Source organism: Halorubrum cibi (assembly GCF_900182635.1).
GTDB classification, from domain to species: Archaea; Halobacteriota; Halobacteria; order Halobacteriales; family Haloferacaceae; genus Halorubrum; species Halorubrum cibi.
On the sequence record NZ_FXTD01000011.1, the window covers coordinates 62,883 to 87,483 of the forward strand.

At 69.9% G+C, this 24,601-nt stretch carries 22 protein-coding genes; 5 read left to right on the forward strand and 17 right to left on the reverse strand.

Going from position 1 to position 24,601, the window contains the following annotated elements:
• Window positions 1-199 precede the first annotated feature (199 nt).
• The 3 genes from FN829_RS13635 to lwrS form a co-directional block, all read right to left on the reverse strand.
• Window positions 200-850, reverse strand: a complete 651-nt coding sequence (locus tag FN829_RS13635; RefSeq protein WP_142987513.1) for an HAD family hydrolase — start codon at window positions 848-850, stop codon at window positions 200-202.
• A 59-nt stretch (window positions 851-909) separates the two neighbouring features.
• Window positions 910-1,227 carry a hypothetical protein gene (locus FN829_RS13640; protein WP_142987514.1) on the reverse strand — a complete coding sequence of 106 codons (318 nt, stop codon included), beginning with the start codon at window positions 1,225-1,227 and terminating at the stop codon, window positions 910-912.
• A gap of 103 nt (window positions 1,228-1,330) precedes the next feature.
• A complete protein-coding gene (gene lwrS / locus FN829_RS13645) occupies window positions 1,331-1,696 on the reverse strand; it encodes an LWR-salt protein (protein WP_142987515.1) in 366 nt (121 codons plus the stop codon).
• A gap of 142 nt (window positions 1,697-1,838) precedes the next feature.
• Here lwrS and uppS point away from each other — a divergent pair, with 142 nt between their 5' ends.
• A complete protein-coding gene (gene uppS / locus FN829_RS13650; protein WP_142987516.1) occupies window positions 1,839-2,792 on the forward strand; it encodes a polyprenyl diphosphate synthase in 954 nt (317 codons plus the stop codon).
• Window positions 2,793-2,808: 16 nt separating this feature from the next.
• Here the strand turns inward: uppS and FN829_RS13655 are convergent, their stop codons facing one another.
• Both FN829_RS13655 and FN829_RS13660 read right to left on the reverse strand, forming a co-directional pair.
• Window positions 2,809-3,267 carry an NOB1 family endonuclease gene (locus FN829_RS13655; protein ID WP_142987517.1) on the reverse strand — a complete coding sequence of 153 codons (459 nt, stop codon included), beginning with the start codon at window positions 3,265-3,267 and terminating at the stop codon, window positions 2,809-2,811.
• The gene (locus FN829_RS13660) at window positions 3,267-3,512 is read right to left on the reverse strand and encodes a PRC-barrel domain-containing protein (RefSeq protein WP_142987518.1); all 246 of its coding nucleotides are present in this window, start codon (window positions 3,510-3,512) and stop codon (window positions 3,267-3,269) included. The genes FN829_RS13655 and FN829_RS13660 overlap by 1 nt, the downstream gene beginning before the upstream one ends.
• Window positions 3,513-3,691: 179 nt before the next feature.
• Between FN829_RS13660 and infB the strand changes: the two genes are divergently transcribed.
• Window positions 3,692-5,485 (forward strand): translation initiation factor IF-2, encoded by a 1,794-nt coding sequence (gene infB, locus FN829_RS13665; RefSeq protein ID WP_142987519.1) that lies wholly within the window; start codon window positions 3,692-3,694, stop codon window positions 5,483-5,485.
• A gap of 135 nt (window positions 5,486-5,620) precedes the next feature.
• On the opposite strand, the gene FN829_RS13670 is transcribed toward infB, so the two are convergent.
• The 7 genes from FN829_RS13670 to larE form a co-directional block, all read right to left on the reverse strand.
• Window positions 5,621-6,175 carry an HAD family hydrolase gene (locus tag FN829_RS13670; protein WP_142987520.1) on the reverse strand — a complete coding sequence of 185 codons (555 nt, stop codon included), beginning with the start codon at window positions 6,173-6,175 and terminating at the stop codon, window positions 5,621-5,623.
• Entirely contained in the window at window positions 6,172-7,332 is a 1,161-nt protein-coding gene (locus FN829_RS13675; RefSeq protein WP_142987521.1) for an acyl-CoA dehydrogenase family protein, read from the reverse strand. Before FN829_RS13675 ends, FN829_RS13670 begins: the two co-directional genes overlap by 4 nt.
• Window positions 7,333-7,410: 78 nt before the next feature.
• The gene (locus tag FN829_RS13680) at window positions 7,411-8,415 is read right to left on the reverse strand and encodes an AIR synthase family protein (protein ID WP_142987522.1); all 1,005 of its coding nucleotides are present in this window, start codon (window positions 8,413-8,415) and stop codon (window positions 7,411-7,413) included.
• Window positions 8,412-9,641 carry an alanyl-tRNA editing protein gene (locus FN829_RS13685; protein ID WP_142987523.1) on the reverse strand — a complete coding sequence of 410 codons (1,230 nt, stop codon included), beginning with the start codon at window positions 9,639-9,641 and terminating at the stop codon, window positions 8,412-8,414. Before FN829_RS13685 ends, FN829_RS13680 begins: the two co-directional genes overlap by 4 nt.
• A gap of 101 nt (window positions 9,642-9,742) precedes the next feature.
• Window positions 9,743-10,045, reverse strand: a complete 303-nt coding sequence (locus tag FN829_RS13690) for a glutaredoxin family protein (protein WP_142987524.1) — start codon at window positions 10,043-10,045, stop codon at window positions 9,743-9,745.
• Window positions 10,046-10,111: 66 nt separating this feature from the next.
• A complete protein-coding gene (locus tag FN829_RS13695; RefSeq protein WP_142987525.1) occupies window positions 10,112-10,315 on the reverse strand; it encodes a hypothetical protein in 204 nt (67 codons plus the stop codon).
• Window positions 10,316-10,429: 114 nt separating this feature from the next.
• Window positions 10,430-11,374, reverse strand: coding sequence for an ATP-dependent sacrificial sulfur transferase LarE (gene larE, locus FN829_RS13700; protein WP_142987526.1), 945 nt, complete (start codon window positions 11,372-11,374; stop codon window positions 10,430-10,432).
• 170 nt (window positions 11,375-11,544) lie between these two features.
• Here larE and FN829_RS13705 point away from each other — a divergent pair, with 170 nt between their 5' ends.
• Complete coding sequence (locus tag FN829_RS13705) at window positions 11,545-13,587, forward strand: MutS-related protein (protein WP_142987527.1); 2,043 nt, start codon at window positions 11,545-11,547, stop codon at window positions 13,585-13,587.
• Window positions 13,588-13,614: 27 nt separating this feature from the next.
• Here FN829_RS13705 and FN829_RS13710 read toward each other — a convergent pair whose 3' ends face one another.
• The 3 genes from FN829_RS13710 to FN829_RS13720 all read right to left on the reverse strand — a co-directional run bounded on the left by FN829_RS13710 (window position 13,615) and on the right by FN829_RS13720 (window position 19,326).
• Window positions 13,615-13,998: a RidA family protein gene (locus FN829_RS13710; RefSeq protein WP_142987528.1), complete on the reverse strand. Its 384-nt coding sequence runs from the start codon at window positions 13,996-13,998 to the stop codon at window positions 13,615-13,617.
• A gap of 74 nt (window positions 13,999-14,072) precedes the next feature.
• Window positions 14,073-17,027 carry an excinuclease ABC subunit UvrA gene (uvrA, locus tag FN829_RS13715; RefSeq protein WP_142987529.1) on the reverse strand — a complete coding sequence of 985 codons (2,955 nt, stop codon included), beginning with the start codon at window positions 17,025-17,027 and terminating at the stop codon, window positions 14,073-14,075.
• 70 nt (window positions 17,028-17,097) lie between these two features.
• Entirely contained in the window at window positions 17,098-19,326 is a 2,229-nt protein-coding gene (locus tag FN829_RS13720) for a twin-arginine translocase subunit TatC (RefSeq protein WP_142987530.1), read from the reverse strand.
• Window positions 19,327-19,443: 117 nt separating this feature from the next.
• Here FN829_RS13720 and FN829_RS13725 point away from each other — a divergent pair, with 117 nt between their 5' ends.
• Window positions 19,444-20,757, forward strand: a complete 1,314-nt coding sequence (locus FN829_RS13725) for a twin-arginine translocase subunit TatC (RefSeq protein WP_142987531.1) — start codon at window positions 19,444-19,446, stop codon at window positions 20,755-20,757.
• A 15-nt stretch (window positions 20,758-20,772) separates the two neighbouring features.
• Here FN829_RS13725 and FN829_RS13730 read toward each other — a convergent pair whose 3' ends face one another.
• Window positions 20,773-21,222, reverse strand: a complete 450-nt coding sequence (locus FN829_RS13730; protein WP_142987532.1) for a DUF6653 family protein — start codon at window positions 21,220-21,222, stop codon at window positions 20,773-20,775.
• A gap of 146 nt (window positions 21,223-21,368) precedes the next feature.
• The gene (locus tag FN829_RS13735; protein WP_142987533.1) at window positions 21,369-21,827 is read right to left on the reverse strand and encodes a DUF5807 family protein; all 459 of its coding nucleotides are present in this window, start codon (window positions 21,825-21,827) and stop codon (window positions 21,369-21,371) included.
• Window positions 21,828-22,119: 292 nt separating this feature from the next.
• Between FN829_RS13735 and FN829_RS13740 the strand changes: the two genes are divergently transcribed.
• Window positions 22,120-24,582, forward strand: coding sequence for a DEAD/DEAH box helicase (locus FN829_RS13740; RefSeq protein ID WP_142987534.1), 2,463 nt, complete (start codon window positions 22,120-22,122; stop codon window positions 24,580-24,582).
• Window positions 24,583-24,601: the final 19 nt, after the last annotated feature.

A 24,601-nucleotide genomic window follows, 5' to 3' on the forward strand; every position in this document is an offset into this window, starting at 1 on the left:
ACCCCGCGTTCCGGTCGCGGCCTCACGACGGTTTCGGTCGAGGGGCGTGAACCGGGGGGACGCGATCGGGTCCTCGCGGAAGTCACGGGCACGGTTCCCGCACCGCACCTCACGCCTCCCCAGCCTCGCCGCGCGACTCGCGGCTCCGCCGCTCGCTTCGCGCGCGCCACCGCGACGGAGGGTCGCTCGGGCGTCCCTCTCAGGTCGCCTCGAGCAGTTCGTCGAAGGCCTCCACGCGGCGGTCGCCGAGGACGCACCGCCCCCGGTCGGCGTGGCCGACGCGCTCGACGTGGACCGCGTCGAGCCCGGCGTTCCAGGCCGCGCCCACGTCGCTCTCGCCGTCGCCGGCGTAGTACCCCCGGTCGCGGGCGTCGACGCCCATCGCGTCCATCGCGACCTCCAAGGGATCCGGATCGGGCTTCCAGCCGGTCTCGTCGGTACAACAGACGACCGCGTCGAACCGGGAGTCCAGATCGAGCCGGTCGAGGACGGGCTCGGCGAGGAACCGCTGGCAGTGCGTGACGAGTCCGACGGGGCGGTTCGCGGCGTCGAGCCGGTCGAGCAGCCGGGCCGCGTCGTCGTGGAGGTACGTCGCCTCCGCGCGGGCGATCGGGTCCTCCACGTCGTGAAAGGCCGGCCAGAACCGGTCGGGGTCGACGCCCATCCCGCGGAGGGTCCCGGCGCGCGACCCGCCGAGCCCGTGCCAGAGGACGTACGCCTCGCGGTCGGAGAATCGCCGGCCGAGGCGGTCGCCGACGCGGTCGAACACCCCGCGGGTGTACGCCCACTCGGCGTCGACGAGCGTCCCGTCGAGGTCGAACAGGTGGAAGTCGTACTCGGCGAGGACCATGGGGGCGTCCGTAGGCGCCGACCCGATAAGTGCGTTGTGGCGACGCCGCCGAGCGAGCGTCAGTCGCCGACGAGCGGGAGCGGGATCTCGAGTGCGACGGCGAGCGTGACGACGGCCAGCGCGAGCAGGGCGACCGCGACGGGGATCATGACCAGCGACCCGTCGATCGCGCCGATCGCCGCGATCACGCCGAACCAGAGCAGCGCGACGGCGAGCGCGAGCGACACGATCGTCCAGAACACGTTCATCAGCGCGTCCTCGACCGCCTTTCGGACGATCCAGTAGCGTGTCGACGCGTCACCGGCCGGCGCGTCTCCGGCGTCGTCGTCGGACGGCCGATCGCGGGTCTCGGCCGCGTCGTCGGATGGAGGGCTCACGGCCGGAATCACGGGTCGGCCCGATATATATCGTGACGGTCGTAGCGGTCGTGACGGCCGTGGCGGACGTAGCGGTCGCGACGGCCGCGGAGTCGCCGCGGCATCAGTCCCGAACGTGGATCGACGACCCGAGGTACTTGTGGAGGACCTCGTCGACCGACTCCGCGTTGAACCGGGAGCGGTCCGCGTCGATCGCGGCCTCGAGCGCGTCGAGGTACGCGCGGTCCGTCCGGAGTTCGCGGAACGCGACGCGCTCCACCTCGACTCCCAGCCGCTCGCCGAGGAACCGGCGGACCGACGGCTCGTCGCCGACCTCGCCGCGCCAGAGCCGGTCGCGGAACAACAGCCACCCCTCCTCGCCCGGCTCGACCGCGGGGACCTCCACCGTCGTCTCGAAGCGATCCGGGTCGGCGCGCGCTCCCTCGGGATCGATCCGAAACGTGACGCGAAAGACGTAGGCGGCGTCCATACCGGGCCTCGTCGACGGGTCGACGAATAACGCTTTCGCGGGTCGAGCCGAATTCGGGTCGACGGACGTCCGTCCGATTCACGATCCGTGTCATCGAGGAACAACGACAAGCTACATACGACCCCGCGGCGTTGTCCCGGTCATGCTGAATCGGCTCCGCTCGGCCGTCGAACGCGCGTACCTGCGGCACCTCCGCCGGCGGGTCGAGACGGTCCCGACCCACGTCGCCGTCATTCAAGACGGAAACCGTCGATACGCCCGCGAGCGCGGCGACGACGCCCCGGACGGCCACCGCGCCGGCGCGGACACGACCGAGCGCGTCCTCGACTGGTGTGCGGATCTGGGCGTCTCGGAGCTGACGCTGTACGCCTTCTCGACGGAGAACTTCGAGCGACCCGACGAGGAGCTCGAGCCGCTCTTCGACCTCCTCGAGGCCAAGCTGTTGGAGTTCGCGGACGCCGACCGCGTCCACGACCAGGGGGTTCAGGTCCGCGCCATCGGCGACGTCGATCGGCTCCCGCTGCGGGTGCGCGAGGCGGTCGACTACGCCGAGGAGCGCACCGCCGACAACGACCGCTTCACGCTCAACGTCGCGCTCGCGTACGGCGGGCGCACCGAGCTGCTCGACGCGGCTCGCGGCGTCGCCCGCGAGGTCGCGGAGGGCGGTCTCGACCCCGCGGACGTGGACGTCGAGACGGTCGAGCGCCGGCTCTACGACCGCCCGATCCGCGACGTCGACCTCATCGTTCGGACCGGCGGCGACGAGCGCACCTCGAACTTCCTGCCGTGGCACGCCAACGGCAACGAGGCGGCGGTCTACTTCTGTACGCCCTACTGGCCCGAATTCTCCGAGGTGGACTTCATGCGCGCCATCCGGACGTACCAGGCTCGAGAGGAGTCCTGGCAGCGTGCTCGTGCGGAACGCGCCGCGGCCCTCGTCCGCGCGGTCGCCGAGGTCGAACTGACGGAGGCGCGGCGAGTGGCGGGCCGGCTCCGCGGGCGGCTGCCGCGGAGCGAACACGACGTCGTCACCGAGGAGCTTCCGGACGGTGAGGCCGTACGGGAGGCCGACGCCGAGTCGGAGCCGGCCGGCTAAGTCGATCGGAGGCCGGCTACGCCGGGTTCTTTCGCGTGAGATCGCTGCCGCAGATCGGACAGCGCTCGCGGTTCTCCTCGAAGGTCCGGCTACAGCCGACACACTGGAACCGCCACTCGCGCTCCTCCGTGATCCCGTCGCGGGCGATGGGCTCGACCCCCAAGTCGAGCCGCTCGGCGACGTTCTGCATCGCGTAGTCGTCGGTGACGAGGGTGGCGTCGAGCTCGAGAGCCGTCGCGATCAGTCGAACGTCGGTCTCGGACAGTTCCGCGGCGTCGCCGGAGCCGCGGGCCGCGCGTTGAACGTTCGTCACCGCCTCCGGGGCCGGCACGTGGATCGTCATCCCCGAGCCCTCCATCGCGTCGAACCGGAGCGCGGTCTCTCCGTTGAGTTCGTCGTGGACCTCCGGAACGGAGACCACGGGGTCGTCGGTGGTGTACTCGTGAATGAACGCGGACGTGTCGAGAACTCTCATCAGCGGCCGACGACGATGTAGTCTTTCACCGCCTGGACGTTCGCGACCGGCACCCGGAGCCGTCCCGTCTCGTCGACGTCGAACGCCACGCGCTCGGGGCTGAGCTGTTCGTGCGGGCTCACGAGCAGGTGGTGGAGCTGCCCCGATTTCAGGTCCATCGTGATGTTGTACAGATCGCCGAGTTCGGTCCCGTCCGAGCCCATCACCGCCTTCCCCGACAGGTTCTCCGCCAAGATGTTCGCCATGTGGGCACACTTCCGGTCGACGGTATTAAACGCCACGGGCCGTCGGACGGACGGCCGACGGATCCCGCCGCCGACGTCTCCGGGGCGGATCCCGCGGCCGCCGTCGCGGGCGCGTCCTGAAACACTTAACTGACGGCCGAGCCGAACGGGACACAACCACCTTCTGGGGGGCGATTCTCATGACTGACGACACACACACGGACACCCTTCGGACGCCGATCGTCGCCGTGCTCGGCCACGTCGACCACGGGAAGACGAGCCTCCTCGATACGATCCGCGGCTCCGCGGTGAGCGAGGGCGAGGCCGGCGCGATCACCCAGCACATCGGCGCGACCGACATCCCGCTCTCGACGATCTCGACGATGGCGGGCGAGCTCGTGAACCCCGACGACTTCGATCTGCCCGGACTGCTCTTCATCGACACGCCGGGTCACCACTCCTTCTCGACGCTTCGCGCCCGCGGGGGCGCGCTCGCAGACATCGCGGTGCTCGTCGTCGACGTCAACGACGGGTTCCAACCGCAGACCGAGGAGGCGATAGACATCCTCCGGCGCACGGGCACCCCGTTCGTCGTCGCCGCCAACAAGGTGGACACGACGCCCGGGTGGAACCCGCAGGAGGGCGAGCCGATCCAGCGGAGCCTCGAGGCCCAATCCGAGCGCGCGGAGTCGATGCTCAACGAGAAGCTCTATGAGATCATCGGCCAGCTGTCGGACGCCGGCTTCTCGGCGGACCTCTACTGGCGGGTCCAGGACTTCCAGAAGAACATCGGGGTCGTCCCCGTCTCCGCGCTCACCGCCGAGGGAATCCCCGACCTGCTCGCGGTGCTGATGGGCCTCTCCCAGCGGTTCATGAGAGAGGAGATGGCCATCGACGTGTTCGGACCGGGCGAGGGAACGGTCCTCGAGGTCAAAGACGAACGGGGGTTCGGGGCGACGATCGACACCGTGGTGTACGACGGCGTGGTGAGAAACGGCGACACGATCGTCGTCGGCGGCCAGGCGGACCCGATCGTCACCGAGGTGCGCGCGCTCCTCCAGCCGCGCCCGCTCGAGGAGATCCGCACCGAGAAGAAGTTCGAGAAGGTCGCGGAGGTCGGCGCGGCCGCCGGAGTGAAGATCGCCGCGCCCGACCTCGACGACGCGATGGCGGGCGCGCCGGTCAGAGTCGTCCGCGACCACCCGGTCGAGGAGATGATCGAGGACGTGAAAGCCGAGCTCGCGGAGATAGAGGTCGACACCGCCGAGGACGGCGTCGTGATCAAGGCGGACACGCTCGGCTCGCTCGAGGCCATGGCGAACGCGCTCCGGGAGGCGGAGGTGCCGATCCTGCGCGCCGAGGTCGGCGACATCGCCCCCCGCGACATCGCCGTGGCGGAGACGGCCAACCAGGACGAGCACAAGGCGATACTCGGGTTCAACGTCGACCTCCTCGCGAACGCCGAGCGGGAGCTCGAGAGCGCCGACGTGAAGCTGTTCACGAACGACGTGATCTACCAGCTGATCGAGGACTACGAAACGTACGTCGAGGAGCGCCAGCGCGCCCAACAGGAGACAGTCCTCGACAAGGTGGTCCGACCGTCCCGCTTCCGACTCCTCCCCGATCACACTTTCAGACAGAACGACCCCGCGGTCGTCGGCGTCGAGGTCATCGCCGGAACGCTCCAGAACAACCGCAACGTGGGCTACTTCGAGGGCAACGAGTTCCACCGCGTCGGCGGGCTCTCGGGGATCCAGAAGCAGGGTGACGACGTCGACGAGGCCCGCGCCGGCGAGCGCGTGAGCATCGCGATCGACGGCCCCACCGTCGGCCGCGACATCGAGGAGGGCGACACCCTCTGGACGGAACTCCCCGAGAAGCACGCGAAGATCCTCGAACAGGAGCTCAAAGAGGAGATCACCGCCGACGAGCGCGAGGCGCTCTCGGGCTACCTCGAGACCCGCCGGAAGCGCGACCCGTTCTGGGGGAAGTAACCCCGGAGTCGTCGTCGGGATCTGCTTTTCGTTCGTTCTCGTTCGAACCCTCGACGCGAGGCGCTCCGCGCACTCGGTGGCCGGCGGTGTGTTCCTGCGACCGCCGAGGGACCGTCCGCTGATCCGTCCGTGCGACTACTCGCCGAGCGCGTCGGCGACGGAGACGAACGGGACGCCGGCGCGGTCGGCCGTCACCGCGTCGCTCTCGGAGTCGCCGACGAAGACGGCCCGCACCGGTTCGACGCCGAGCGCGTCGACCGCCGCCAGCAACGACTCCGGCTCGGGCTTGTGCGTCTCGACGGTGTCGCGACCGATCACGGCGTCGACCGCTCCCTCGAGACCGTGCGCCTCGAGGGCGATCCGGCAGGCCTCCTCGCAGTTGAGCGAGCAGACCGCCGCGGGGCGGTCGTCCTCGCCGGCGGCGAGTCGCTCGCCGAGCGGCAACAGGAGCGACTCGTTCGCGCCGTCTCGCTCGTGGTCGGCGATCGTCCCGTGGACGACGTCCTCGATGTCGTAGTCAGAGGCGGCGTCGAGCAGCGACCAGAGGTCGCCCGTCGGCGGGATCAGCGCGCGCTCGGCGTACGCGGCGATCACGTCGTCGGCGGCGGCGTCCCAGTCGACCGCGAGTTCGAGGAGGGTGCCGTCGAGGTCGTACACGATCGCGTCGGCCGCGTCGAAGGCGGTGGTCATCGTGTGTCGAAGGCGCCCCGAGCGATGACTTCCTTTTGGATCTCCGTCGTCCCCTCGTAGATCTCCGTGACCTTCGCGTCGCGGTAGAACCGCTCGACGTCGTACTCACGCGTGTAGCCGTAGCCGCCGTGGATCTGGACCGCCTCGTTGGTCACCGACATCGCGGCCTCGCTCGCCCGGTACTTCGCCCGTGCCGCCGCGACGCGGGCGTCCTCGCCCGCCTCGGCCCGCCGGCACGCCTCGCGGACGAGCAGCCGCGCGGCGGCGACGTCGGTCGACATCTCCGCCACCGTGTGGCGGACGGACCCGATCTCAGAGAGCGGCTCGCCGAACCCCTCCCGCTCCTCGGCGTACGCCGTCGCCGCCTCGAGGGCAGCCCGCGCGACGCCCACGGCCTGCGCCGCGATGCCGATCCGTCCGCCGGTCAGAACTTCGAGCGCGGCCGCGAGGCCCCGCCCTTCCTCGGTCAGCCGGTTCTCGGCGGGGATCCGACAGTCGTCGAAGGCGATCGGCGTCGTGTCGGAGGCGCGCAGACCGAGCTTCTCCTCCTTCGGGCCGACCGCGACCCCCTCCGCGTCCATGGGGACGAGGAACTGCGTGATCGAGTCGGAGTCGTCGGGGTCGACCTTCGCGAAGACGACGGCGATGCCCGCGCGCGAGCCATTCGTGATCCACTGCTTCTCGCCGTTCAGGACGTACTCGTCGGTCTCCGGGTCGCACTCGGCGGTCGTCGACATCGCCGCCGGGTTCGACCCCGCGTGCGGCTCGGAGAGACAGAACGCCCCGACCGGGCGACCGTCGGCCATCTCCGGGAGCCACCGCTCTTTCTGGGCCTCCGTGGCGAACTCGGCGAGACAGGACGCGACGAGACAGTGGACGGAGAGGGCGGTCGCGACCGCGAGCGACCCGTGCGCCAGCTCCTCGTTGACGACCGCGTACGTCGTCGCGTCCGCGTCGAACCCGCCGTAGTCTTCGGGGACGGTCAGCCCCGTGAGCCCGAGTTCCGCGAGCCCGTCCCACACCTCCTCGGGGAACGTGCCCGCCGCGTCCGCCTCCCGAGCGGTCGGCCGGACCTCCTCGGCCGCGAACTTCCGGACGAGGTCGCGGACCGCCCGCTGTTCGTCGGTGAGCGCCGACCCGACCCGCGCGCCGGTCATGACCCGACGTTCGACCCCGCCGGGCAAAAGTGCGCGGGGCGACGGGACGTGCGCGCGGGTCGGAAACGAGCGGGTCGCTCACTCCCAGAGCCGGTACAGTTCGTCTCGCGGCGGCTCGCGGATCGCCTCCCTGTCGAGGAGGAGGGTACCGGCCCGCTCTCCGCCGGGTCCGGTTCCCGGCTCGCGGACCGAACCGATCTCGGCGGCGTCGATCCCGGCGCGGCCGTCCCCGGCGTCGTCGAGCGCGTCGAGCGCGTCGTCGACCCGGTGTTCGGGGACCGCCGCGAGCAACGCGCCCGAGCCGAACGCGCGGAGCGGGTCGATCCCGAGCGCGTCACAGCAGGCGCGCGTCTCCGGGCGCACCGGCACGCGGTCGCGCTCGACCTCGAGGACCGTCCCGCTCGCCGTCGCGAGCTCGACGAGCGCACCGGCGACCCCGCCCTCGGTCGGGTCGTGCGCCGCGGTCGCGAACGCCCGAACCGCGGCGGCGTCGGGGACGACGCTCACCTCCTCGAGGAATCGCGCCGCCGACTCCAGCGTCTCCGCGGGCACGCCGGCGTCCGCGCATTCCTCCCGGAAGTCGGTCGCGAGGATCGCGGTCGCCTCGATGCCCGCGCCCTTCGTTAACAGCAGCCGGTCGCCGGGCGTCGCACCCCCGGTGGGGAGGAAGCGGTCGGTCGTCCCGAGCGCCGTCATCGAGAGCAGCGGACGCTCCAGCGCCGGAACCGTCTCCGTGTGGCCGCCGACGACTGCCGCGCCGACCTCGGTCGCCGCCGCGTCCACCTGGCCCGCGATCGTCTCCAGCCGATCGGGGTCCGCGTCGGGGACGAGAACGGTGTTCGTCAGCCACCGCGGGTCCGCGCCGCTCGCGGCCACGTCGTTACAGGCGACGTGGACCGCGAGCCGCCCGACAGCGTCGGTCGCGAGCGAGAGCGGATCGGTGGCGACGACGAGCGTCCGATCGCCTAAGTCGATCGCGGCCGCGTCCTCGCCGTAGGCGGGGCCGACCGCGACCGCCGGGTCCATCGCTCCCGTGGCCGCGAGGAGGTCCTCGAGGGCGTCGGGCGGGACCTTCCCGGTCATCGATCCCGGAGCCACGCGACGACTGCGTCCGGATCGGCGTCGAGCCCGCCGCCCTGTGCGAACGTCGGACCGCCGCCCCCGCCGCCGCCGAACTCGTCCGTGGCCGCCTCGACGACCGCCCCGGCGTCCGCGTCGACGTCGGGCCCGGCCGCGGCGACGACGAACGGTGTCTCTCCCTCCCCGACCGCCGCGAGCGCGTCGACCGAGTCGTCCGACTCGATCAGCGCCGTCGCGGGCTCTCGGAGGTCGTTCGGGTCCGCGTCCGCGACGGTCCCGACCGCCCAGACGACCCCATCCCCGTCGACCTCGCTCGTCGGGAACTCGGCGAGCCGGGCGCCGAGCAGGTCGGATTGCGCGTCCCGGAGCGCGGAGTCGAGCCGGTCGACCTCCCCACGGAGCCGCCGGACCTCGTCGGGGAGCTCCTCGACGTTGGTGTCGGCGGCCGTGGCCGCCTCCAGCGCGGCGGCGTGGCGGGCGGCGACGCGGTCGATGGCGGTCGGGCCGACCGCGAACTCGACGCGGGTCACGCCCTCGCCGGGGTTCGAGCGGTCGAGCGCCGCGATCTGGCCGATCTCGGCGGTGTTTTCGACGTGGGTACCCCCGCAGGCCGCCACGTCCCAGTCCTCGACGGTGACGACGCGAACCGACTCGCCGCCGCTCATCGCGCCCTCCTCGGTCTTGGTGTTGAACGCGATCCCGTCGCGGTCGCGCGCTTCGGACTCCGGGAGCACCTCCCAAGAAACGGGTCGGGAGTCCCACACCGCCCTGTTCGAGAGCCGCTCGAGCTCGACGAGGTCCTCGTCATCGAGCGGCTCGGCGGTGGTGAGGTCGACGCGGACCTTCTCGGGAGAGATGTCGAAGCCGGCATAGCCGAGGTCCTCGCAGGTCCGGCGGGCCGCGCCGTAGAGGACGTGCGAGGCGGTGTGCGCCCGGGCGCAGTACGTCCGGAAGTCGTCGTCGATCACGCCTCGAACGGGCTCGCCGGGCTCCACGTCGCCCGCGCCCCCGGCGGTCGGGTCCTCGGCGAGGACGTGGACGACCTCGCCGTCGCGCTCGGTCACGTCGTCGACGAGGACGCCCGCGAGGGTGCCCCGATCGGCCGGCTGGCCGCCCGACTCGGCGTAGAAGTACGTCTCCTCCAGTACGACCTCGCGGCCGTCGACCCGTTCGACCGTCGACTCGAACTCGCGGACCGCCGGCTCCGCCGGCGCGCGTGATGCCGTCATGGACTGGTCGTCGTCGCGGTCGGGTAAATAGGTGTCCGGTCGTCCCATCGGTCCCGCCGCTCTCGCGCGCTCTCACGGCTCACTCGTCGTTCATCCGCCGCTCACGACGCCGCGAGCAGCTTCAACCGGAGCTCCCGCTCGCCGATCTCGTATTTGAACGCCGGGGTACCGTCGACGAACACGTAGGGGACGCGCTCGCCGTACTCCTCGGCGAGTTCGGGGTCCGAATCGACGTCGACGAGTTCGAGGTCGACGTCGACCGCCAGATCGGCCGCGACCCGCTCGACCGTCTCGCGGGCGACGACGCAAAGCGAGCAGTCCTCGCGGGTGTAGATCGTGACGGAGACGGAGTCCGCGTCGAACGCCGTCGAAGCGGACCGATCCGGTTCGTCCGTGTCGCTCACGACTGCGAGGAGGGCCTCGGGGGACCAGTGCGTTTCGGTCCGTGACACGACCCGGACCGATCCCCGTCACTCGCCGTCGGCGTCCACGAGGAACTCCACGTCGCCGGCGATGACCGCGCTGGCGACGACCGCGGTGCCGACGACGAGCGCGACGATCAGCGTGATCAGCGTGACGCGTATCGGGTCCCCGCCGATCGCGACGCCGACGAACGCGCCGACTGAGCCGCCGACCCCACCCGCGAGCACCGCGAGCGTGTTGGCTTCGCCCATGCGGTGGGATCGGTCGATCCAACATATAAGCGTTCGCGCCGGATTCTCCCGGCTGATACTGTGAACCGATCGACACGTGGCGCGACTCGGAAGCGTCCCCGGCGATCCGGGTCGTCAGCGCGGATACTCTCGGCCGAGGTCGACCGGGTCGAGCCCCCCATCACCGGCGTCACTCGCGGCGTCTCCGTCCCCTCCGGGACTCACGCTGCCGGTCCGATACCCCGCCATGTCGAGGGTGACGTACTCGAAGCCGATGTCGGTGAGGTGTTCGTGGACCGCGTCGGCAAAGGCGGGATCGAGCGCGCGCTCCAGCTCCTCGGGAGCGATCTCCACCCGTGCGAGCCCGTCGTGATCGCGCACGCGGAACCCCTCGAAGCCCCATTCGCGAAGCCGATTCTCCGCCCGCTCGACGCGCGAGAGGCGCGCCTCAGTCACCTCGAGTCCGGTCGGGATCCGCGAGGAGAGACACGCCATCGACGGCTTGTCGGCCACCGACAGGTCGTACGCCTCGGCGATCGCGCGGACCTCCTCCTTCGTGATCCCCGCGTCGAGAAGCGGCGAGGACACGTCGAGCTCCTCGACCGCGCGCAGGCCGGGACGGTGGCCCTCGCCGGGGTCGTCGGCGTTCGTCCCGTCACAGACGGTCCCGATCCCGAGCTCGCGGGCGCGGTCGTACATCCGGCCCAGCCGCATCGTGCGGCAGTGGTAACACCGGTCGCCGTCGTTGGCGACGAAGTCGGGGTCGTCGAGCTCCGAGAAGGTCACCGTGTCGTGGCGGACCCCGATCTCCTCTGCGACCCGTTTCGCGTCGTCGAGTTCGGCGGCCGGCAGCGTCTCGCTGCGGGCGGTACACGCGACCGCGTCCTCGGCGAGCGCGTCGTGGGCGAGCGCCGCCACCACCGAGGAGTCGACGCCGCCGGAGAAGGCGACGAGGACCCCGTCGCGGGCCGCGAGCGACTCGCGAGCGGATCGTGCCTTCTCCGCCGTTTCGGGGTCGAGCCGGTCGGTTCCCGCCGCGATCGGGTCGTCGGTCCCGACCGCGGGAGCGTCCTGATCCATGGCCGCGGTTCGTCGTCGTCGGGAAAAAGGGCGTCGGCGCACCGGCGCACCGATGTCGCCGTATCGTCCCACCGATGTCGCCGCATCGGTGCGTCGACGTCGGCGTGTCGGCGTCGAACGGCCCGCCGACACCCGCATCCTTTTGCGGGTTGCCGCGATATGAGGCGTGAATGGAGCTGGAGGCGATCCCTGGCGTGGGCGAGAAGACGGCGCGGGCGCTCCGCGAGCTGGAGGACCCGGCGGCGACCGTCGAGTCCGGCGACGTGGCGGCGATCGCCCGCGCGCCCGGGATGAACGAGGCGCGGGCGGCCCGCGTCGCCCGCGGCGCGATCCGCCGTCGCCACGACGACGCGAGTCGCGTGCTGGCGACCGATCGCGCGCGGGAGGTGTACCGCGACGCGCTCGGCCTGCTGAAGGAGCGAACCGTGACCGACTACGCGGAGAAGCGGCTGGAGACCTTCTACCCGAGCGCGTCGGCGTCGCGGATCGGCGAGGCGCAGGCGTTCGCCGCGGAGGCGATCGATCGCGAGCCCGACCCGGTCGTCCTCGAGGCGCTCTCCGGCGTCGAGCCGCTCTCCGACCCGCCGACCGTCAGGGTTCGCGACCGCTGTCTGGCGACCGCCGACGCCGAGGTGTACGCCCGCGCGGAGGCCCGCGTCCCCGAACTCTCGGTCGAGACGGTGGAGGACACGCGAGACGTCGCGGAGCTCGCGCGGTCGTACGCGACCGTGATCGTCCTCGACGAGACGTTCGCCGGGATGGACGTCGAGGGCGACGTCCACGTGCGGCCGGACGCGCTCGAAACGCCCGCAGAGACCGTTCCCGAACGCCTGCTCGCGTTCTTCGCCGAGAACCGCGAGCGGCTGGAGGCGGCCGCGGCGGTTCACGAGGCGGCGGCCTCGACTACCGACACTACCAACGACCTCGACGACCCCGCCGCCGACCTCGACGCGCTCCGGGACGCTCTCTCGCGGCTCGACGACGACGGAACGATCGTCGGCGATGCGGAGCTCGAGCGGCTGACCGCCGCCGTCGACGACCTCGACGCGTCGGTCTCGACGGCCGAGTCCGTCGCGGACGACCACCTCCGCGAGGCGATCCGCGAGCGCGACGTCACCATCGAGGGGACGGACTTCCTCTCGCTCGTCGAGCAGGGCGCACGCGTCGATTCGCTTCTCGACCGCGAGCTCGCCGACGAGTACGACACCGCGATGGAGCGCGCCCGCGATCACCTCGTCGACGCGCTCGAGTTGGCGCCGGAGGAGGTCGACCTCGCGGAGCGCGTCTTCGACGACGATCCCTCATTTCCGGTCGAGCACGACGAATCGGCCGTCTCGCGGCTGCGGACCGAACTCGCGGCCGGCCGGGACCGGCGGGCGGCCCGGCTGAAGGCCGACCTCGCGGCGGATCTCGGCAATCTCCGCGACCCCGTCGAGGAGCTGGTGCGGGACGCCCTCGAGCTCGACGTGGAGCTCGCGATCGCCCGCTTCGCCCGCGACTTCGACTGCGTCATGCCGGAGGTCCGCGATCCGGGTGCGGTCGGTGAGGAAGGCGGTTCCGCACGCGCCACCCCCGACGGCTTCCGGCTCGAAGGCGGGCGCTCGCCGCTTCTCGACGTGGAGTTAGAGGCGGTCGATCCGGTCGACTACGCGGTCGACGGGGTGCGGCTGCTCTCCGGCGTGAACTCCGGCGGGAAGACCTCCACGCTCGATCTGGTCGCCCTGGTGGTCGTCCTCGCGCAGATGGGGATGCCCGTCCCGGCCGAGAGCGCCGAGATCGACCGCTTCGAGGAGGTCCACTACTACGCCAAATCGCAGGGCACCCTCGACGCGGGGGCGTTCGAGGCGACCCTGCGGGACTTCGGCGACCTCGTCGAGGGCGCGGACGGGCGGCTCGTGTTGGTCGACGAGCTGGAGTCGATCACGGAGCCGGGCGCGTCCGCGAAGATAATCGCGGGCATTCTCGAGGCGCTCGACGACCAGGAAACCACCGCCGTCTTCGTCTCGCACCTCGCCCGCGAGATCCGCGAGGCCGCCGACTACGACGTGGCCGTCGACGGCATCGAGGCCGTCGGGCTCGTCGACGGCGAACTCCGGGTGAACCGCTCGCCGCGGGAGGGTCACCTCGCGCGGTCGACGCCGGAGCTCATCGTCGAGAAGCTGGCCGAGGACCGCGGCGGCGGGTTCTACACGGACCTACTGGAGAAGTTCTGAGCGTGTGCGTCCGCCGGGCGACCGGAGTTACTCGCCGCCCTCGAGCTCCGCGTCGACCGTGATCTCGACGTCGAGCGGCGCGGGGAGCCGCGACACCTCGACGCAGGTCCGCGCGGGGTACGGCTCGGAGAGGTACGACCGGTACGCCTCGTTCACCTCGTCGTAGTCGTCCATGTCGGTGAGGTAGACGGTGGCGCGGACGATCGCGTCCGCGTCCGTGCCGGCCGCCTCCAGGATCCGCTCGACGTTCGCGAGCGTCTGCGTCGTCTGTTCGCCGGCCGACTCCGGGGCCTCCCCGGTCTCGGGGTCGACGCCGGTCTTGCCCGAGACGTGGACGGTGCCGTCCGAGACGATGGCCTGCGAGTACGGGCCGAGCGCGTCCGGGACGTCGTCGCTGGTGATCTCCTTCATCGTTCCGAGCGACGACCGGGCGGTATATCAAGATGCGGGTCGGCGGGGATCCCTCGCCGAACTGACCGCCCGCCTCAGTCGTCGTCGGCCGCCTTCGCGGGCTTCCTCCGGTCGCTTCTCGGCCCTTCGATGTCGACGGCGGGGAGGAGGTCGCGCAGGTACCGCCCGGTGTGGGAGTCGTCGTCGCGGGCGACCGCCTCGGGCGTCCCGCGCGCGACGAGTTCGCCGCCGCCCTCGCCGCCTTCGGGACCCAGGTCGATCACGCGGTCGGCGTTCTTCACGAGGTCGAGCTCGTGTTCGATGACGACGACCGTGTTGCCGGCGTCGACGAGCCGGTGGAGCACCTCGATCAGCTTCCGTTCGTCCTCCTTGTGGAGCCCGGTCGTCGGCTCGTCGAGGAGGTACAGCGTGTCGCCGGTGGCCTTCTTTCCGAGCTCCTCGGCGAGCTTGACGCGCTGCGCCTCGCCGCCCGAGAGGGTGGTCGAGGGCTGTCCGAGATCCATGTAGCCGAGCCCGACGTCCTTCAGCAGTTTCAGGCGGCGCTGGAGCCCCCCGTGGCTCTCGAAGAAGTCGTACGCCTCCGCCACGCTCATCTCGAGGACGTCGGCGATGGTCGCGCCCTTGTACGTCACCTCGAGCGTCTCGTCGTTGTAGCGCGCCCCGCCGCACTGCTCGCAGGGGACGTGGACGTCGGAGAGGAAGTTCATCTCGATCTTCACGGTGCCCTGCCCGCCGCACTCCTCACAGCGGCCGCCCTTCACGTTGAAGGAGAATCGGCCCTTCTCGTAGCCGCGGCGCTTCGCCAGCTTGGTCTCCGCGAACAGCTCGCGGACGTGGTCGAACACGTCGGTGTACGTCGCGGGGTTCGACCGGGGCGTCCGGCCGATCGGCGACTGGTCGATGAGCCGCACCGTCTCGATCCCCTCGATCCCCTCGATCGCGTCGTGCTCACCGGGGTCGACGCTCGTGTTGTCGTTCATCTCGCGGGCGAGCCCCTTGTAGAGGACGTCGTTGACGAGCGTCGACTTCCCGGAGCCGGAGACGCCCGTGACGGTCGTGAGCGTGCCGAGCTCGATCGGCACGTCGAGGTCCTTCAGGTTGTGCTGGCGGGCGCCGCGGACGATCAGTTCGCCGTCCGGCTCGCGGCGCTCGTCGGGAACGGGGATAGACTCCCGGCCAGCGAGGTAGTCGGCGGTGACGGAGTCGTCGGCCGCGACGATGTCGTCGAAGTCGCCCTGTGCGACCACCTCGCCGCCGCGCTTGCCCGGACCCGGGCCCATGTCGACGATCTCGTCGGCCCGGCGCATCGTCTCCTCGTCGTGTTCGACGACGAGCAGGGTGTTCCCCAGGTCGCGAAGCCCCTCCAGGGTGTTCAACAACCGGTCGTTGTCGCGCTGGTGGAGCCCGATGGAGGGTTCATCGAGCACGTACAACACGCCGACGAGCCCGGAGCCGACCTGCGTCGCGAGCCGGATCCGCTGGCTCTCGCCGCCCGACAGCGTCGACGCCTCCCGGTCGAGCGTGATGTACTCCAGCCCGACCTCCTCCATGAAGCCGAGCCGGGCGCGGATCTCCTTGAGGATCTCCGTGGCGATCTTCGTGTCGCGTTCGGAGAGCTTCGCCTCCATCCCCTCGAAGTGCTCGCGTGCCTCCGCGATCGACAGCCGGTTGACCTCGGTGATCGGCGTGCCGGCGACGAGGACGTGTCGCGACTGCTCTTTCAGCCGCGTCCCCTCACACTCCGGGCAGGTCGTCACGGCCATGTACTCCTCGATGTGGTCGCGGGCCCGATCGGAGTCGGTCTCGACGTGGCGGCGCTCCAGGTTCGGGATGACGCCCTCGAAGCGCTCGGTCTTCTCTCTGGTGCCGTTCTTCGTGGTCCACTCGAAGTGAACGACGTCGTCGGTTCCGTGGAGGAACTGCCGCCGGACCGACTCGTCCAGCTCCTCGAAGGGCGTCTCGAGGTCGACGCCGAAGTGCTCGGCGACGTTGTCGATCTGTCTGGAGTAGTACGTCCGGTTGTAGCTCCACGGCTCGAAGACGTGTTTCAGCGGCTTCGAAGGATCGACGACCACCAGATCCTCGTCGACCTCCTTCGTCGAGCCGATCCCCTCGCACTCGGGGCACGCGCCGTACGGGCTGTTGAAGGAGAACGAGCGCGTCTCGATCGCCGAGAACTGGAAGTCCGAGTTGGGGTTGCCGAGCTCCTCGGAGAACTCGACGACGAGGCGGTCGTCGCCCTCCGCATCGGCCGCCAGCGACCCGGTCGACCGGGCGTTCGAGGCGAACGGGGTGTCCGCGGGTGGGTCGGGGACGATCAGCTTGAGCGCGCCGCCGGCCTCCTCGAGGGCGGTCTCGACCGAGTCCGTGATCCGCGAGCGGGCCTCCGGGCTCACCGTCACCCGGTCGACGATCACGTCGATCGTGTGATCGTAGTTCTGGTCGAGATCGGGGTCGTCGAGCGTCAGATCGAGCGGTTCGCCGTCGACCTCGACGCGGGCGTACCCGTCGGACACGAGGTCATCGAAGAGGTCCTCGAACGCCCCCTTCTGGTCGCGCACGATCGGCGCGGCGATCTTCGCGCGGGTCCCCTCGGGTAACTCGAGGATCTGCTTCACCATGTCCTGGGCGGACTGTTCGCCCACCTCCTCCCCGGTGATCGGGTCGTGTTGGACGCCGATCCGGGCGTACAGAAGCCGGAGATAGTCGTGGAGTTCGGTGACGGTGCCGACCGTCGATCGCGGGTTATTGGCGGCGTTCTTCTGGTCGATGGAGATCGCGGGCGAGAGCCCCTCGACGGACTCGACCTGCGGTTTGTCCATCTGTCCGAGGAAGTTGCGGGCGTACGCCGACAGCGACTCGATGTATCGGCGCTGGCCCTCGGCGTAGATCGTGTCGAACGCGAGCGACGACTTGCCCGACCCCGAGAGGCCGGTGACGACCGTGAACTCCTCGCGCGGGATCCGGACGTCGAGGTCCTTGAGGTTGTGCTCCTCCGCGCCGCGGACCTCGATGTAGTCCTTGCTCATTCTGCTCGCGTGTTGCGCCCGCGCGCGGGAATACCCGTCGGTTTCGGCGATCGGGCGGGATTCGGGGACGCTACCGCCCGACGATCTCCGCGGGCGGCGAGAGGTCCCGCCGGCCGCCGAGCGTGAGGAGGAAGAGCACGCCGAGCCCGACCCCGTACGCGACCATGAGCGGGATCGTCACGAGGAACATCGTGATCACGTCGGCGGGGGTGAACACCGCCGCGAACAGCATGATCCCGACGGTGACCTCCCGCCAGCGCCCGCGGAAGCCGTCGTAGGGGACGCCCGCGTTGTTCAAGAGCACCATCGCGATCGGGATGTCCGCGAGGAAGCCGATCCCGATGGTGGTGAAGATCACGAGCCACATGAAGTCGCTCACCTGGTAGGTGATGATCATGTTCGCGTTCGCGGCGTCGGTGACGAGCCAGCCGATGATCCGCGGGGCGATGTAGGCGTAACCGAGCGCGAAGCCGCCGATCAGCCCGGAGAAGAGCGCGCCGGCCCAGAGATACACCTGCCGGATCCGCCCGGCGACGAACCCTCGGTCGCGAAGCGCCGGCCACGCGGAGTAGAGCAGGACGGGGAACACCGCTATCCCGCCGAGAAGCAGCGAGAACTTCACCATGAAGATCAGCGCCTCGACGGGGTGGAGCGTGATGATGTTGATCCCGCCGCCGACCTCCGCGGGGACGCGCTCCTGGAGGTCGGCCCGCACCGCCGCCAGCCCCCCGAGATACAGCCAGGTGAACGCCGCGCCCATCACGCCGCCGAACACCACGAGGAGGATGAACGACTTCGAGCGGATCGCGTCGAAGATGAACCTGAGGTCCTTGTAGTACCCCCCGATGTCGTCCTCGGCCTCGTCGTCGCCGGTGAGCTCGGAGAGGAACGTCGAGGAGGCGCGAGAGGTGCGGTCGCCGACCGACGCGGCGAGGCCGCCGCCGGAACCACCCCCGCCTACATTCCCTCCGCCCGCGTCCCCTCCACCCGCCGCGTCCTCGCTTCCGCCGTCACCGTCCCCGTCGCCGTCCGCCGCCTCGTCGAAGCGGTCGAGGATCGCCTGCGCCTTCTCGTGGTCGTCATCGTCGAGCGCCGCCTGCGCCCGCGCGAGCGACTCCTCCTCCGTCATCTCGAGGAACGGCTCCTCGGGGGCGGCGCGGATCCCCGCGGCGTCGAGCTCGTCGAGGTCGATGGCGGCCGGATCGCCGTACTGGTACCCCGCGCTCGTGGTGTCGAGGTCGGTGTAGACCGCCCACAGCGTTGCGACGGTCACGAACACGAGCGCCCACGCCGCGGCGTACACCACGGCGGCGGTCGCCGGATCGAGGCCGAGTCCCTCCCCCGGCGTGAGGAAGCGCCAGTCGCTGTCGAGCGCACGGAGGAGCCCGTTGACGGCGGTCCGGCCGCCGTACTCATAGAAGGCGTACACGAGGCCGCCGCCGAGGACGGCCGCGCCGCCGACGACGTTCCAGTGGTTGCGGACCGCCCCGAGCACGCGGATCCGGTCGGAGCTGCGCTTCGCGGTGACGACCAGCTTCGCGAGGTAGAGGCTGAAGCCGTACAGCGCGACGAGCGGGAACGCCCACATCAGCTGGGTGAACGGGTCCGGCGGCGAGAACACCGCGCCGAAGACGAAGATGGCGACGACCGCGTAGCGCCACTTGTCGCGGAACGTCTCGTAGGGAACGATCTCGGCGTACGAGAGCCCGGTGATGAGAAGCGGCATCTGGCCGGCGAGCCCGAAGGAGAGCGAGAGGAAGACGATGAACTCCGTCCACATCACGATGCCGTAGGTCGGCTGGATGCCGGCCTCAAGCCCGAACCCGGCCAGGAAGGAGAACATGATCGGGAAGAAGGCGTAGACGCCGTAGGCGACGCCGACGGCGAAGAGTCCGCCGCCGAGCAGCCCGATCGCCGCGAGCTTCCAGCGGGCGACCGGCGACTGCGGCCACAGCCCGCGCGCGCGGAGTTCGTCGCGGGTGAAGTAGATCAGCGCGGGAAGACAGACGATCGCGCCGACGACGAGCCCGATCTTCGCTTGAAGGAGAATGACCTCGAAGGGAGTGGTCGCGATGACGTCGGCCTCGGCGGCGACGTCGGGGGACATGTTCGCAAGCGTCATCGCGAAGAGGTAGTCCCAGACGTGTACGCGGAGCGCCCAGAACGTGCCGATGAAGCCGATCAGGAAGACGACGAACACCTTCTGGAGGTCCTTCTGGATCGACCGAAGGAACGCCCGGGCCGACTCGCGGCCGGCCGCAAGCGACTGTTGGGTGTCCTCGTCGAGGGCACTCGCCATACGGCGGCAGAGGACCGTCGTCGTTATCAACCTTTTCGACCGCGCCCGCGAGATCTCTCGGCGAGGGCGACGTCATCCGAAAAGGCCTATAATCACCCGGTGGCGTACCTAAGGTGAATGGACGACGACGACCGGTCGAGCGACGAGCCGTCGGATGCCGAAGACCCGTCGCCGTCGGTCGAATCGAGGGAATCGACCACCTCCGAGGAAGAGGATCCCGGCTCGGGCGACGACGAGGGTCCCGGCTCGGGCAACGGCGAGGACGACGACGGTGTCGAAGACGGAGACGAGTCCGCTAGTGAAGACGACCCCGTCGAGGAGGACGAAGGCGAGGCTACCGAGGAAAACGACTCAGCGGAAGACGCAGCTGACTCCGTCAATGAAGACGGAGACGAGTCCGCTAGCGAGGACGCCCCTGACGACGGAGGCGACTTCGAGGAGGACGAAGACGCGGACGACTCTGCCAACGACGAAGACGCGGACGACTCTGCCAACGACGAAGACGCGGACGACTCTGCCAACGACGAAGACGCGGACGACTCTGCCAACGACGAAGACGCGGACGACTCTGCCAACGACGAAGACGCGGACGACTCTGCCAACGACGAAGACGCGGACGACTCTGCCGAGGAAGACGCCGAAGACGACCACGCCGGCGACGGCGGCACGACGGCGGCCGCCGGTGACGCCGAGGACTTGGGCGGGATACAGGGTCCCGATACCGACGAGGAGATGCCGCTCGCGGAGCACATCGAGGAGATGATGCGGCGGCTCGCGGTTGTCTTTCTCTTCGGCGGTCTCGCGACGCTCGTCGCGGTGACGGAGTCGACCGACCTCATCAACTACTTCTGGGGCTACCACATCCCCGCGCCGCTCGAGAACCGGCCGCGACTGTACGGACCGCTCGAGCTACCGCTGACGCGGCTGAAGGTCGCCGGACTCGCGGGCGTCGTCGTGGGGCTCCCGGCGTTCGTCTACCAGACGTATCGGTTCATGAAGCCCGGCCTCTACGAGAACGAGCGGCGGTACTACCTCGCGGCGGTTCCCACGAGTTTGGTCCTCGGTGGGATCGGGATCGCGTTCGCGCACTTCCTCGTGTTGCCCGCGATCTTCTCGTATTTCACCACCTACACCTCCGACGCGGCGACCATCGCCTTCGGGCTCGCGGAGACGTTCAACCTGATCGTGATCATGCTGGCGTTCATGGCGATCGTCTTCCAGATCCCGCTTTTCATCATGCTCGCGATCATGATGAACCTCGTCACGCGCCTGTGGCTGGAGGACAAACGCCTCATCTTCTGGGGCTCGTTCCTCGGGATCGCCTTCCTGTTCAGTCCCGACCCGACCGGGATGGCCCCGATCATCGTCACGCTCACCATGATCGCCCTCTTCGAGGGGACGCTCGCGATCCTGCGCTGGACCGGGAACTGACCCGGTCCCGGACTCTCACCCTCCACTCGGTGTCGTTCGCTCGGCGTCGTACCGGCGGACGAGCTCGGCGACGAATCGGAGTTTCAGGAACATCGATGCCAACCCCGCGACCGCGGTCCGAACGGGACGCTTCCGGTACGCGGCCAGCAGCGCGTACGCGAAGACGGGGAGGTTGAGCAGGTTGAGGACGGCGGGGTACGAACGCGAGAGGACCGCCTCTCCGCGCTCGTCGATCCACCATCGCTCGGCGAGGACGACGCGAGTCATCCACGCGTCGTCGTCCGCGGGCGGCGAGAACAGAACGGGGTTCACGGCCGTGAACGCGAGCGCCAGCGCCGCGATCTTCCCGCTTCGTCGATACACCGCGTACAGCAGCACGGGCGTGACGAGGAGTCGGCTCCAGCCGCTCTTCGGGTTCGCGTGTCGCCTCCAGAGGACGTCCGAGATCGACTCGAGGGGATCCATGCGCCGTCTTCGACCGCCGAGGCGATAGCGATTTCCCCGGAGTCGCGTCTCGTCTCCCGTCATCGACGGCCCGGAGTCGCGTCTCGTCTCCCGTCATCGACGGCCCGGAACCGTGCTTCACTCCCGATCGCCAGCCGCCGATCCCGTTACTCCCGATCGCCGACGACCCACTTGTGCGAGTAGCTTTCCCCACAGGTACAGTGCGCGTACGCGTGGATCACGTCGCCCTCGGCGTAGAGGCCGCCCACTTCGGGGTTCTCCCCCTCGGCGAACGCGAACACGAACCGGACGGCGTGGTCCTCGTCGTCGCCCTCGGCGTCGGTCTCCGCGTCGTCGCCGGCGAACGGACACTCACCGCCGTCGAGCGAGCGGTCGATCTCCCCCTCGTTGGCCATCGCCTCCTTCGCGAACTCCATCGCACCCATGCCCGTTCCGGCCTGAAACGCCGAGCGGCCGGTCTCACCGTCGAGGACGAGCCGCACCCCGTCGTCGGTCTCGGTGCCGACCTCCCGGAGCCGCGAGTCGTCGTCGAGGAACGCGTCGCTCAGGTAGAACACCACGTCGTCGAGTCGATCGCCGGCGAGGAACTCCTCGAGCTTGCCCATGCCGGCCCGAGGCGCGTGAACCCTAAAAGGCGTGCGAGTCGCGACCGCGGCGCCGGAGTCGTGTCGGTCCGAGTCCGTCCCGACGAATCGGAATCGGGGTAAGTGTTAATACGAACCACGGAGATCCGTCAGCCGATGAGCACGCAAACCCCGACCGGAGACCGGCTCGTCGAGTGGGCGAGGCTGGTCGACGAGGACGTGCCGGAGGAGGTCCGAGACGACCGCCCCGGCGACCGATAACTTTCACCCCGGTTCGCGAAGCCTTTAGGCCGATGGCGGCGAAGCGTCGCCGATGGCGACCGAGGCCACAGGGATCGACCACCCGTTGCTCGTCGACGACTTCCTCCAGTCGCGACGCTACCAGCTTCAGCTCGCTGACGCCGCGATCGACGACCACACCCTGGTGTGTCTCCCCACCGGCCTCGGCAAGACCACGGTGAGCCTGCTCGTCACCGCGAGACGGCTCCACGAGGCGGGCGGGACGGCGCTGTTTCTGGCCCCCACCAAGCCGCTCGTCCAGCAGCACGCGGAGTTCTACCGCGAGGCCATGACGGTCCCGGACGACGAGATCGTCGTGTTCACCGGCGACGTGAAACCCGAGGACCGCGCGGCGCTGTTCGCGGACGCCCGCGTCGTGATCGCGACGCCGCAGGTGATCGAGAACGACCTCGTCGGCAACCGGGTCTCGCTTCGCGACGTCACCCACCTCACCTTCGACGAGTGTCACCGCGCGACCGGCGACTACGCGTACGTGTACATCGCCGAGCGGTACCACGCCGACGCCGCCGATCCGCTCGTGACGGGGATGTCGGCCTCGCCCGGCGGCGACATCGAGGAGATAGAGACGGTCTGTGAGAACCTCGGGCTGACGAACGTGGAGGTGATGACGGAGGAGGACGCCGACGTCGACGAGTACACCCACGACACCGACGTGCGCTGGGAGCGGATCACGCTCCCCGAGGAAGTCCTCGAGATCCGCGACGCGTTGAACGAGGTGATCAAGGACCGCCTGGAGAAGCTGAAGTCGCTCGGCGTGACGAACAAAACGAGCCCGGACCTCTCCCAGCGAGACCTCAACGAGATGCGCGGGAAGCTGAAGCGGATGATGGACAACGACCAGTCGGACGGCTACAAAGGGATGAGCACCCACGCCGAGGTGATGAAGCTCCGCCGGGCGGTCGAGTTGGTCGAGACGCAATCGGTGGAGTCGGTCCGGCGGTACTTCGAGCGCCAGCGCGAGGCCGCCCGCTCGTCGGGCGCGTCGAAGGCGAGCCAGCGGATGGTCGCGGACCCCAAGGTTAGAGAAGCGATGCGGAAGGCGGAGTCGTTCGACGGGCTCCACCCCAAGTTCTCGCAGGCGCGGATCCTGCTCGCGGAGACGCTGGGGATCAACGAGGGTGAGCGCGCGATCCTCTTCACGGAGTCGAGAGACACCGCGGAGGCGCTCGTGGAGTTCCTGGAGGCGAGTTTCGACGTCCGCAAGTTCGTCGGCCAGGGCGACAAGGAGGGCTCGGACGGGATGAGCCAGAAACAACAACAGGAGACGCTCGAGGAGTTCAAGGCGGGGGAGTTCGAGGTGCTCGTCTCCACGAGCGTCGCGGAGGAGGGCCTCGACGTGCCCGAGGTCGACCTCGTCTGCTTCTACGAGCCGGTCCCCACCGCGATCCGCTCCATCCAGCGCAAGGGGCGGACCGGGCGGCAGGCGGAGGGGAAAGTCGTCGTGTTGATGGCCGAGGACACCCGCGACGAGGCGTTCTTCTGGATCTCCAGGCGGCGGGAGAAGGAGATGGCGAGCCAGCTCGCCGACCTGAAGGCCGCCACCGACGACATCGAGGGCGCCGTCGGCGACGACGGGCAGGCCGGGCTCGACGCGTTCGCCGACAACGGCGGTGATTCCGCCGCCGGCGACGCGGAGACCACCACCGCCGTCGATACCGCTGCCACCGTTGACGCGGACGACGGAGACGACGATCCCGGCCTGACCGACTTCGCCGCGGAGGCGCGCGAAGGTGGAGACGACGAAGGCGACGAGGAGACCGCGGCCACCGGCGACGGCGACGCCGAGGACGACGAGAACGCCGTCGTCGCGACCGCGGGCGTCGACGACGGGGTCGAGGTCGTGATCGACCAGCGGGAGCTCGACTCCTCCATCGCGAAGGACCTCTCGACGCGTGACGGACTGCTCACCCGGCTGGAGACGCTCGCCGTGGGCGATTACGTCCTCTCCGATCGGGTCGCAGTCGAGCGGAAGTCGGCGGCGGACTTCGTCGACTCCATGCTCGATTCCGACCGCTCGATGTTCGAGCAGGTCGGCGAGCTGTCGCGGGCGTACGCCAGGCCCGTACTGGTCGTCGAGGGGACGAACCTCTACGGCCAGCGCGACATCGATCCCAACGCGATCCGCGGCGCGCTCGCGTCGCTCGCGGTGGACTTCGGGATCAGCGTCCTCCGGACCGAAGGGGAGACGGACACCACGGAGCTGCTGGCGACGATTGCCAGGCGCGAACAGGAGACCCGCGACCGCGAGGTGAGCGTCCACGGCGAGAAGACGACGAAGACCCGCGCGGAACAACAGGAGTACGTCGTCTCCGCCATCGCCGACATCGGCCCGGTCACCGCCCGCGCGCTGCTCGAGTACTTCGGCTCGGTCGAGGACGTGATGACCGCGCCGGAGGACGACTTGCTCGAGGTGGAGGGCGTCGGCCCGGTGACCGCGGAGCGGATCCGCGAGGTCGTCGGGAGCGCGTACGAGTGAGCGCGGCCGACCGCGTGTC